General features: G+C 66.2%; 14 protein-coding genes. 5 read left to right on the top strand and 9 right to left on the bottom strand.

Annotation, left to right across the window (positions count from 1 at the left end):
• The first annotated feature begins 110 nt into the window (after positions 1-110).
• Positions 111-593 (top strand): MarR family transcriptional regulator, encoded by a 483-nt coding sequence (locus OJI97_RS06165; RefSeq protein WP_297662110.1) that lies wholly within the window; start codon positions 111-113, stop codon positions 591-593.
• Here OJI97_RS06165 and OJI97_RS06160 read toward each other — a convergent pair.
• Positions 590-1,054 carry a pyridoxamine 5'-phosphate oxidase family protein gene (locus tag OJI97_RS06160; protein WP_297662109.1) on the bottom strand — a complete coding sequence of 155 codons (465 nt, stop codon included), beginning with the start codon at positions 1,052-1,054 and terminating at the stop codon, positions 590-592. The genes OJI97_RS06165 and OJI97_RS06160 overlap by 4 nt on opposite strands.
• A 67-nt stretch (positions 1,055-1,121) precedes the next feature.
• Entirely contained in the window at positions 1,122-1,517 is a 396-nt protein-coding gene (locus OJI97_RS06155) for a VOC family protein (protein WP_297662107.1), read from the bottom strand.
• A 94-nt stretch (positions 1,518-1,611) separates the two neighbouring features.
• Here OJI97_RS06155 and soxR point away from each other — a divergent pair, with 94 nt between their 5' ends.
• Positions 1,612-2,082 carry a redox-sensitive transcriptional activator SoxR gene (soxR, locus tag OJI97_RS06150; protein ID WP_297662105.1) on the top strand — a complete coding sequence of 157 codons (471 nt, stop codon included), beginning with the start codon at positions 1,612-1,614 and terminating at the stop codon, positions 2,080-2,082.
• A gap of 55 nt (positions 2,083-2,137) precedes the next feature.
• The gene (locus OJI97_RS06145) at positions 2,138-2,620 is read left to right on the top strand and encodes a hypothetical protein (protein ID WP_297662103.1); all 483 of its coding nucleotides are present in this window, start codon (positions 2,138-2,140) and stop codon (positions 2,618-2,620) included.
• Between the two features lie 9 nt (positions 2,621-2,629).
• Here OJI97_RS06145 and OJI97_RS06140 read toward each other — a convergent pair whose 3' ends face one another.
• The 7 genes from OJI97_RS06140 to OJI97_RS06110 form a co-directional block, all read right to left on the bottom strand.
• A complete protein-coding gene (locus tag OJI97_RS06140) occupies positions 2,630-2,920 on the bottom strand; it encodes a putative quinol monooxygenase (RefSeq protein WP_297662102.1) in 291 nt (96 codons plus the stop codon).
• A gap of 13 nt (positions 2,921-2,933) precedes the next feature.
• Positions 2,934-3,518: a carboxymuconolactone decarboxylase family protein gene (locus OJI97_RS06135; RefSeq protein WP_297662101.1), complete on the bottom strand. Its 585-nt coding sequence runs from the start codon at positions 3,516-3,518 to the stop codon at positions 2,934-2,936.
• A gap of 1 nt (position 3,519) precedes the next feature.
• Positions 3,520-4,701, bottom strand: coding sequence for an acetyl-CoA C-acyltransferase (locus tag OJI97_RS06130; RefSeq protein WP_297662100.1), 1,182 nt, complete (start codon positions 4,699-4,701; stop codon positions 3,520-3,522).
• Between the two features lie 63 nt (positions 4,702-4,764).
• Positions 4,765-5,223, bottom strand: coding sequence for a MaoC family dehydratase (locus OJI97_RS06125; protein WP_297662099.1), 459 nt, complete (start codon positions 5,221-5,223; stop codon positions 4,765-4,767).
• 94 nt (positions 5,224-5,317) lie between these two features.
• Positions 5,318-6,523, bottom strand: a complete 1,206-nt coding sequence (locus tag OJI97_RS06120; RefSeq protein WP_297662098.1) for a mechanosensitive ion channel domain-containing protein — start codon at positions 6,521-6,523, stop codon at positions 5,318-5,320.
• Between the two features lie 176 nt (positions 6,524-6,699).
• Positions 6,700-8,088, bottom strand: coding sequence for a putative O-glycosylation ligase, exosortase A system-associated (locus OJI97_RS06115; protein ID WP_297662096.1), 1,389 nt, complete (start codon positions 8,086-8,088; stop codon positions 6,700-6,702).
• Positions 8,081-8,257 (bottom strand): hypothetical protein, encoded by a 177-nt coding sequence (locus OJI97_RS06110; protein WP_297662094.1) that lies wholly within the window; start codon positions 8,255-8,257, stop codon positions 8,081-8,083. The genes OJI97_RS06115 and OJI97_RS06110 overlap by 8 nt, the downstream gene beginning before the upstream one ends.
• Before the next feature lie 78 nt (positions 8,258-8,335).
• Between OJI97_RS06110 and OJI97_RS06105 the strand changes: the two genes are divergently transcribed.
• On the top strand, positions 8,336-9,544 hold the full coding sequence (locus tag OJI97_RS06105) for a TIGR04063 family PEP-CTERM/XrtA system glycosyltransferase (protein ID WP_297662112.1): 1,209 nt from the start codon (positions 8,336-8,338) through the stop codon (positions 9,542-9,544).
• 17 nt (positions 9,545-9,561) lie between these two features.
• On the top strand, positions 9,562-10,431 hold the full coding sequence (locus OJI97_RS06100; RefSeq protein WP_297662092.1) for a hypothetical protein: 870 nt from the start codon (positions 9,562-9,564) through the stop codon (positions 10,429-10,431).
• Positions 10,432-10,579 lie beyond the last annotated feature (148 nt).

The raw sequence follows: 10,579 nt of genomic DNA, 5'->3' as shown, positions 1-10,579 counted from the left end.
CGCCGAGCGGGACCCCGGATCAAGTCCGGGGTGACGAGAGAGAGATATAGTCTATATTCAGGATAGTAAAATATATGGACTATCCTGAATATAGACTATATAGACATGCCATGACCGACACCAACACCCCCCGCCATCCCGATATCGTCATGCCCGCGCTGCTGCGCCACGCCCGCACCACCTATGGCGGGGCGATGCGCCGGGCGCTCGACCGCGCGGGGTTCGACGATATTCCCGCCAATGGACTCTATGTGATCGGCGGCCTCGCGCTCGGGGCCGAGGATGTGCCGCTGAGCGCGCTGATCCAGGATCTGCGCATCTCGAAGCAGGCGGCGGGGCAGCTTGTCGATACGCTGGTGATGCGCGGCTATCTGGAGCGGCAGGTCGACCCTGCGGACCGGCGACGGTTCGTGCTGCGGCTGACCGAGCGCGGCGCGCATGCGGCGGCGGTGCAAGGCAAGGCGCGCGATGCGGTCGACGCGAAGCTGGCGACGCGCGTCAGCGCCGACGACATCGCGGCGGCGCGGCGCGTACTATCGGCGCTGATCGACATCGCGATCGAGGCGCGCGAGCGGACGGCGAACGCGTCCTAAAGCGTCACCTCGGCGTGCTTGCCGAGGTCTCCGCCTTTCATCGTCATGCCGGTGGCGAGCTTGAACAGCCCCTTGATCCCCGGATCGGCGGTCCAGATTTCGGCATCTTCAAGGTCGAAGCGCAGCAGGGCGAGCTTGGGGTCGTCCTTGCCGCCCGGATACCAGGCGGCGATGCCGTTGTTCCATAGCCGGTCGAGCACCGCGCGGTCGTCTTCGCGGCGCAGCGTGCCCGAAATGCAGGCGAAGAGGTCGTGACCCTTCGAGGCGAACTCAGCCATCGCCGGGCCGCCCGCGGCGAGCCGGTTGTCGGTCGCGGTGAAGAACCACCAGGCGCTGTTGGCATCTTGGTCGAGCTGCGCGTTCATCGGGATATGATGCTCGCGTTCGCCGGTCATGCCGACCATCACATAGGGGCTGGCATCGAGCGCCTTCCAGAAGGCTTTCTTGATATCGTCGCTCATCGGTCGAGGCTCCTTGTCGTCCCCCGGATACCCGATCAACGCGCTGGGCGCCGTGATGTTGCTCTGCTCAGCGCCGGCGCGGCTCCGCATAGCTGACGACTTCATATTCGATGCCGTCGGGGTCGAGGAAATAAAAGCGCCGGCCGGGCTCGTAATCGCCATGGTTGAAAGGGACGAGGCCGACCGCCTTGACGCGCATCTCGATCGTGTCGAGGTCATCGACCTGCACGCCGACATGGTTGAGCGGTTCGCCTTTCGGATAGCGCGCGTCGGCGTGTTCGCCTTCGGGGCCGGTATAGAGCGCGACATAGGCGGCGTCGCTGCCGAGGTGGATCGTGCGGCCGCCATCGCGTGCCGGGCCGCGCCAGCGCTCGTGCCAGCCGAAGATCGCCGACAGGATGCCCGCGGTGCGATCAGGATCGCTGACGGTGAGGTTTACATGCTCGATGAAGGGATGCGTCACGAAAAAGCTCCTGATTCGAATTGACGCTCAGGGTATGAAAGCTCAAGTCAGGTTTAGATCAAGAGCAATTTACCGTTGCGAGGAGGAGAAGGCCATGCATCGCACCGACCTGATCGCGATCGGCGAACTGGCCGCGCGCACCGGGGTCGCGGTGTCGGCGATCCGCTTTTACGAAGCGAAGGGGCTGCTCGCGGCGCTGCGTTCGGGCGGCGGGCAGCGGCGCTTCCTGCGCGCCGACATCCGCCGCGTTTCCTTCATTCTGATCGCGCAGCAGATGGGGCTCAGCCTCGAGGAGATCGCGGCCGAACTTGCTGGGCTGCCGGCCGGGCGCACGCCCAATGCCGCCGACTGGACGCGGATCAGCACCGAGCTGCGCACGCGCATAGATGCGCGGATCGCGGCGCTCGAACGCACGCGCGAACTGCTCGATCAGTGCATCGGCTGCGGCTGCCTGAGCCTCAAGAAATGCGGGCTCTACAACCGCGGCGACAAGGCGGCGCAGCGCGGGGCGGGGCCGCGCTATCTGCTCGGCGACCGGGCAGGGGAGATTGCCGACGTCGATTGACGGATGGACGGTGCCGGATAAAAGGCAATGATATGAAATGATTTGGAGAGGTTCGATGAAAGCGCTCTTCCCCGTCCTGTTCATCGCCGGTGCGATGCAGGCCGCTCCCGCGCTGGCCGAGGATGCGGCGGTTTCGCCGTTGATCGGCACCTGGGCGGTCGATGTCGCGAAGCTGCCGATCCCGCCCGAGGCGCGGCCGAAGAGCGTCACGATCACCTATAGCGACGCGGGGGCGGGGCAATGGCGGACGCTGGTCGACGTGACGCTGCCCGACGGGAAGATGGTTCGGGCGAAGTCGACCTGGGCTCCCGACGGCAAACCCGTCCATGTCGAGGGCAATCTGGAGGCCGACACCGTCGCGACGCGAATGCCCGAGCCGAACGTCATGGTCACCGCCCTCGCGCTCGGCGGCGTGCCCGGATCGATGCGCACCTATACGGTGTCGCCCGATGGCAAGACGATGACCGAAACGGTCGTCTTTTTCACCAAGGACGGCACGCCCGGAATGCGCACGAACCTGTTCAACCGGGTCAAGTAGCGGCGGGCGTCAGGCCGCGGCGAGCCGTTCGATGTCGGGCGCGCCGGCGAGCCAGGGGCCGAAGCGGGCACCGATCTCGCGGAAATGGGTCGATGCGCGGTGCGCCTCGACCGCCGCGGCGTCGTCATAGCATTCGAGCACCTTGTAGGTGCCGGTCTCGCCGGTGCGGAACAGGCGATAGAAGCTGTTGCCGGGTTCGTCCGCGTTCACCGCGGCGGCGAGTTCGGCAAAGGCCGCCTCGAAATCCGCTTCCTTGCCGGGCTGCACGCGCAGCGTCGCGATCACGCCGATGGCACTCATATCTCTCTCCTTTTCAGGCGCGAAGGTCGGGATCGACCTCCCAGCCCTCTTCGACCTGGATGCCGAAGCTGTTCAAAATCATCGAAACCTGGGTGTATTGGCCGACGGTGAAGACCAGGTCCATGCGGCCCTTGTCGCCGAGCGGCGCGAGCGCCGCCCAGGTCGCATCGGTCACGAAATGCTGCCCGGTCAGCTCGTCGGTCGCGCGCAGCATAGCGCGGTCTAGGTCGCTCCAGCCGTCCGCGTCGGGGCCGGCCTTGATCCGCTCGATCTCGGCTTCGGACAGGTCGCAGCCGAGACCGATGCGCTTGTGCTGCGTCCATTCGTAGCCCGAGCGGCAATTATATCCCGTCCGCAGGATGACGAGTTCGCGGTCGCGTTCCGTCAGCGCGTTGCGGCGCGAGAGGATATAGCCGCCCCAAGCGAGGAAAGCGGTCAGCGCTTTCGGCGCGTGCGCGAGAGTGCGGAAGATGTTGAGCACCCGCCCGCCGCCGACTTTGCCGCCATCGTTTTCGAGAAAGGGGGCAAGCGCGGCGCGCTGGTCGGCATCGAGCCGGTCGAGATCGACCGGCTCGATACGCGGAGCGTTCAGGCGCAAATCAGAAGACCTCGAACAGGCCCGCCGCGCCCTGGCCGCCGCCGATGCACATGGTGACGACGGCGTATTTGACGCCGCGGCGCTTGCCCTCGATCAGCGCGTGGCCGACGCAGCGCGCGCCGGTCATGCCGAACGGGTGGCCGATCGAAATCGAGCCGCCGTTGACGTTGAGCAGCTCGTCGGGAATGCCGAGCTTGTCGCGGCAATAGAGCACCTGCACCGCAAAGGCTTCGTTGAGTTCCCAGAGGCCGATGTCGTCCATCTTGAGCTCGAAGCGTTCGAGCAGCTTCGGAATCGCGAACACGGGGCCGATGCCCATCTCGTCGGGCTCGGTGCCCGCGACCGCCATGCCGACATAGCGGCCGAGCGGGGTCAGGCCGCGCTTTTCGGCGACCTTGGCTTCCATCACGACACACGCCGACGAACCGTCCGAAAGCTGGCTGGCGTTGCCCGCGGTGATCGTGTGGCCTTCGCCCATCACCGGCTTGAGGCCCGCGAGCCCTTCGAGCGTCGTGTCGGGGCGGTTGCACTCGTCCTTGTCGGCGACGACCTCCTTGTAGGAAACCTCCTTGGTCTCCTTGTCGACCACCGCCATCGTCGCCTTGCAGGGGACGATCTCGTCGTCGAACTTGCCTGCGGCCTGCGCGGCGGCGGTGCGCTGCTGCGACCGGAGCGAATATTCGTCCTGCGCCTCGCGGCTGATGTTGTAGCGCTTGGCGACGACCTCTGCCGTGCCGATCATCGGCATGTAGATGTCCTTGTGCATCGCCAGCAGTTCCTGGTCGGCCTCGAAGAAGGTCTTGCCGCTGCCGCTGACCTTCGAGATGCTCTCGACGCCGCCCGCGACGACGATGTCCTGGCGGTCGACGATGATCTGCTTCGCGGCGGTCGCGATCGTCATCAGGCCCGACGAGCACTGACGGTCGATCGACATGCCGGGAACGGTGACGGGCAGCCCGGCGCGCAGGCCGATCAGCCGCGCGACGTTCATCGTCTGCGAACCCTGCTGCATCGCGGCGCCGAACAGGACGTCGTCGATGGCCGCGCCCTCGACTCCCGCGCGCTCGACCGCGGCGGCGACCGAATAGGCGCCGAGCGTCGGCGAGGTGGTGTTGTTGAACGAGCCGCGCGCCGCTTTGGTCAGCGGGGTGCGGGCGGTGGAAACGATGACGGCGTCACGCATGATAAGGGTCCTTCTGCTTGGTTCCGATTATCTTTTCGGGGGAGGTCGGCCGGATATTTCCGCTCAGACGAAGAATTGCGTAATCCATTCGGCGATCAGCGCGGGCTTTTCCTCGCCCTCGATCTCGATGCTGATCTCGTTGGTCTGCTGCCACTGGCCGGGGCGCTTTTCGTCGAGTTCGAGCAGCTTGACGTGGCTGCGCACGCGCTTGCCCGAGCGGACGGGAGCGAGGAAGCGGACCTTGTTGCCGCCGTAGTTGACGCCCATCTTGACCCCGCCGACCTTCGGCCCGTCGGTGCTCGCGCCGAGCATCGGGATCAGCGACAGCGTCAGGAAGCCGTGGGCGATCGTGCCGCCGAACGGCGTCAACTTCGCCTTTTCGGCATCGACATGGATGAATTGGTGATCGCCCGTCGCATCGGCGAACTTGTTGATCATCTCCTGATCGACGAGCACCCAGTCGGACGTGCCGAGATGTTCGCCGACCTTGGTCTGCAGTTCCTGCGGCGTGATGCTAGCCATTCGCATTCCCCTCAATCATTGGTTCGGGGCGCGTTCTAGGCCTCTCTTGCCGCATTGCACAAGAGCGAAGGGCTTTGGCTACGGCGCCGTAACGTCAGTCCGGCTTGCCGGGCTTCGCGGCGCTTGCCCGGGGCTTCGGGGACTCGGCGTAGGGCATGATCATCGTGCCGTCAGGGGCGGCGGTGAAGGTGGTTTGCGTCGGATAGGCGAAATCATAGCCCGCCTCGCCAAGCGCCGCGACGATGCGGATCGCGACATCGCCCCGCGCCGCGATGACCTCGTCGTAATTGTCGCTGAACACGTCGAACACCAGCTCGAAATCGAGGCTCGACGGGTTGAAGGCGACGAAGCTCGACCGGATGAATTCATGTCCTGCCGCCTTCACCTGCTCTTCGAGCAAGGCAGGGAGCGCGCGGAGTTTTTCGGGGCTCGTCTGATAGATGATGTTGAGGACGAAGCTCACCCGCCGGCGGTGGAGATGCGCGAAATTGGTGATCTCCTTGCTGAGCAGATTGGTGTTGGAGATCACCAGAAGCTCGCCGTTCACCGAGCGCAGCCGGGTGCTCTTGAGGCCGATGCGCTCGACCGTCGCGGTGCTCGTATCATATTTGATCGTCTCGCCGACCCGGAACGGCCGGTCGAAGATGATCGAGAGCGAAGCGAAGAGGTCGGAGAAAATGCCCTGCGCGGCGAGGCCGATCGCGATGCCGCCGATGCCGAGCCCGGCGACGAGGCCGGTGACGTTGACCCCCATATTGTCGAGGATGACGATCGCGGCGATGGCGAACAGCGCGACGCTGATCAGCAGCCGGATGATCCCCATCGCGTTGCTGAGCGTTTCGTTGTGCCCTTCGGCGGCGCGGCGCTGGATGAGGCCCAGCACGATCTCGCGCGCCCAGATCGCGACCTGCATCACCACCGCGATCGTGAAGACGAACTGGATGAGCTGCAGGATCACCGCGGGCGGCTGGGCATAGCCCGCAACGAGGCGGATCGCGACGATCGCGAGCACCGTCGATTTGGTCTTGTGCAGGACGCGCCCGGCGATGTGGGTAAAGCTCATGTCGGCGTCGGCCGATTGCGCGAGCTTGAGCGCGAAGCGCCGGGCCATCGTCAGCAGGGCATAGATGACCAGCCCGACGCCGATCGCGATGCCGATCTGCAGCCAGTGGCTGTTCACCCAGGCGACGCTCGCGTCCCAATAATGGCGCAGGTCGTCCAGCGGGCCGGGCGTCGCGGACGGGGCGGCGGCGGGTTGCGTGGCAGCGGTCTGGGCGGCGGCGAGAAGCGAAAGGGTCACATCATCCTCTTGGCGGATCGGGCGGAACGAAGCAACGCCGCGGCGTCGGGCGCGCGTTCGAGATAGGATAGAAAGCCGCGTTCGTAACGCGAAAGATATTGGGTCTCGCGCAGGCCATGGGGCAATAGCGCACCGGCTCCGCTCATGGTTCCTGCCGCCGCCCGATACGAGCCCCGTCAGGCTGGCGGGGAACCCGGAAATCCCTGCCGCGCGGGAACCTGCGCCGGGCGCGCCATCAGCGGGCGCCATCCGGACTCCTTTTCGCGCCGCCGGACATAGGTCGACAGCCCGATTTCGAGTGCGAGCATCATGTAGATGAAGGGCTGGAACGCGATGCCGACGAACAGCGAGCCGACCATATAGACGATATGGCCGTGCTGGAGGGCGGTCGCGAGCGGTGCGATCCATTGCTCCTCGGCGCGCCGGGTATGTCTATAGCGCCGCCGCAGCCGTTCGAGTTGGACGATGCCGACGCCGTGGAGCAGCAGCCAGAGCGCGAGGCCGGGATAGCCCTGTTCGCCGAGCATCTCGAAATAGCTCGAATGATAGGCGCGCGCCTGATCTTCATAAACGATCGGTTCGGCGGACTGCGGCGCATCGGGGTCGTAGCTGCCCGCGGCCATGTGGACCCGGACATGGTTTTGAAGATAGGCGTTGAATCCGCCGCCGAACGGGTGATCCTTGGCATAATCCCAGGTCCATTTCCACACCGCGACGCGGGTCGAGGCCGATTCGTCGGACTGGTAGCCCTCGATCGTTTCCATGCGCTGGGTGTAGCTTTGCGGCAGAAAGGGAATCGCCGCGGCCACGAACAGCGCACCGCCGACCAGGTAGAGGATTCGATGCTTGACCGCGCGGAGCGACAGGATCGCCAGCACGACGAGGCATACCAGCCCGGTGCGCGCCTGTGTCCCCACCGGCAGCAAGATGCAGGCGAAACAGAGCGCGAAGCAGAAGAGCGATACGCGCCAGTCGGGCGGGAAGATCGTTCCGTGGCGCCGGTACCAGAGGATCAGCGGAATGATCGAAATGCCGACGGTCGACATGATCGACCCTTCGTAGAGGCCGAAATCCTCGTTGACCAGCAGTTGCAGCGCGCCATAGCCGCCCCCGCCCGCGGCGGTCTTGATCCCGCCTGCGATCGCGATCGCGGCGGCGGATAACAGCATGATGAGCGCCAGCGCTTCGATGCGGAGCTTGGTGCGCAGGGTCAGCGGGAGGAAAATCGCCCAGACCAGCGCTTTCCACACCCAGCTCCACTTGTCCTGTGCCTCGACGGGGAAATCGGCCTGAATGGTGGTGATCCCGCAATAGACGAGCAACAGGAGGAGCAGGACCTGCCGCCCCGACCATCGCGTGTCGCGCTTGTCGTCGAAGACGAGCCAGCCGCCGATCGCGAGCCCGAAGACGATCAGCGAGATCGGGATGGAGTTGATCAGGAAATAGCTCAGCCGCTGCGGCGCGACGATATCGATATAGCAAAAGCAGAGGACGAACAGGAACGGCTTCCTGAACCCGACGCCGATGAACGCGAACAGAAAGGCGACGAGCGCAATGTCACGCATCGCCCGACGCGTCCCTTGCGGTGTTTTCGGCCCCGGCTTCGGCGTTACGGCGCTGCTGCCAAAGCTTGCGCGGACTCACCTCATGATCGAGGTCGTCGCGATAGAGCAGGCGCCACAACGCGATCGCGATCAGCAGGTGCGTCAAGCCAATGGAGAAATTGTCGACCATATCAGCTGTGCCGCCTAAGCTATTGGGGTTGACGCCGCGTTAAGGCTTATATGTCAAAGCACTGACCCTATGACCCGCTTGCCCCGCATCCTTCACGTCCTCGACCATAGCCTGCCCGCGCACAGCGGCTACACCTTTCGCACGCGCGCGCTGATGAAGGCGCAGATCGCGAAGGGCTGGGAGGTCGCGGGGGTCACCGGGGTGCGGCATCCGAACCCCGGGCCGGACGTCGAGACCGTCGACGGGCTGACCTTTCACCGCACGCCGCCGATCGCGCCGGTGCGCTCGCCGATCCGCGAATGGCGCGAGATCGCGGCGCTCGCGGCGCGCACCGAAGCGCTGGCGCGGGAGTGGAAGCCCGACCTGCTCCACGCGCATTCGCCGGTGCTCGACGGGCTCGCGGCGCTGCGCGCGGGCAAGCGGCTCGGCATTCCGGTCCTCTATGAAATCCGCGCCTTTTGGGAGGATGCGGCGGTCGGCAACGGCACCGGGCGCGAGGGGAGCGCGCGCTACCGGCTGACGCGGTGGCTCGAAAGCCATGCGGTCAAATCGGCCGACGCGGTCGCGGTGATCTGCGAGGGGCTGCGCGGCGACCTGATCGCGCGCGGCGTCGACCCGGAAAAGATTGTCGTGTCGCCCAACGGCGTTGACCTCGACCTGTTCGGCAGCCCGCTGCCGCGCGAGGAGGCGCTGGCGGCGGAGCTTGGCATTGGACCAGGCGACGCGGTGATCGGCTTCATCGGCAGCTTCTACGACTATGAGGGGATCGACGACCTGATCGCCGCGATGCCGGCGCTCGTCGCCGCGCAGCCGGGCGCGCGGCTGCTGCTCGTCGGCGGCGGTCCGATGGAGGCGGCGCTGAAGGCGCAGGCGGCGGCCTCGCCGGTGGCCGACCGGATCCATTTCGTCGGCCGCGTTCCGCACGAAGCGGTCGAGCTCTATTATTCGCTGATCGACATCCTCGCCTATCCGCGCAAGAAGATGCGGCTCACCGATCTCGTCACCCCGCTGAAGCCGCTCGAGGCGATGGCGCAGGGCAAGCTGGTCGCCGCGTCGGACGTCGGCGGGCACCGCGAACTGATCGAGGACGGGACGACCGGGACGCTGTTCGCGCCTGACGATCCGGCCGCGATCGCCGCGGCGCTGTCGGACCTGCTCGAACGGCGCGACCTGTGGGACGAACGGCGGCGGACGGCGCGACTCTTCGTCGAGACGCATCGTAACTGGTCGTCAAACATTTTGCGTTACGAGCCGGTTTACCAACGCCTGCTCCGGGCCGCCGCGTGACGAGATTCGGGAACGATATGGACGACGAGAACGAAGCGCCGAAAATCAGCCGGGTCCGTACGGTGCTGCGCGCGCTGGGGCCGGCCGTGCCCGCGGTGATCGGCGCCGCCGCGCTGACCTTTTTGTTCGCGGCGGTGATGCCGATGGCGTGGGTCGCCGGAATCAGCTGGAATCTCTATCTTGACCGGCTGTCCGATTTCTTCGTGCCGCCGGTGGGCAATGCCGCGCGGCTCGTGCTGGCGTTCGGCATGGCCGCCGTCGCCGCCCTGATCGCGGCCTTCATCGCGCTGCTCATCGCCGAGCCCGAGCAATCGGGGCTTGCCGCGCTCGGGCGCCGGATGCGGCGGAACGAGCGTGTCGATGACGATGCCGACGGCGAGGCGCCGGTTCGCCGCCGCCGCGCCGACCTGCACCCCGACGACCCGCCGCGCCCGCCGATTCGCGCCGGCCGCGACCTTCCCGCGCTGGGACTGGGGCCGATAGCCGCGCCCGGCGAATCCGCCGCGGCCACGGCGGCCCCCGAGGCAACCCCCGAGACGATCGATGCGGTCACGATCGATGCGGTCGCCACGGATGCGATCGGGGAGGACGAGTTGATTCTCGCCGACCTCGCGCCCGTCGAAATGGACGAGCCCGGCGCCGAACCCTGGTTGCAGCCGGTCGACCGCGCCGGTCCCGCTCTGCCCGATCCCGCCGACAATTCGCTCGGCGCGATGGTCGCGCGCTTCGAGGCGGGGCTTGCGCGCCGCCGTCCCGAATCGGCTGCCGCGCCGCCCATTCCGGTGCCCGCGGCGCCGCTCGATGCCGACGGCGAAGGCGAAATCGACTTCGCGCTTGAGGCGGCACTCAGCACGCTGCAACGGATGAACCGTTCGACGGCGGGTTAGAGCGGCGAGCCCTTAATCTGGCCTATCGTTGGGGTGATGCCGATTTAATGCCCGACGGATTAGGGATTGTGGGGATTCAGGCTTCAGCTTTACGATTATGGAAAAACCCTGTTCCCCCGCGAAGGCGGGGGTCCAGAGCAGCCCTGCG

Origin of the sequence: Sphingopyxis sp., from assembly GCF_025869345.1 — a bacterium.
Classification (GTDB): domain Bacteria; phylum Pseudomonadota; class Alphaproteobacteria; order Sphingomonadales; family Sphingomonadaceae; genus Sphingopyxis.
The sequence above is the reverse complement of the archived record's forward strand: the minus strand, read 5'-3'. Positions and strand labels throughout refer to the sequence as shown.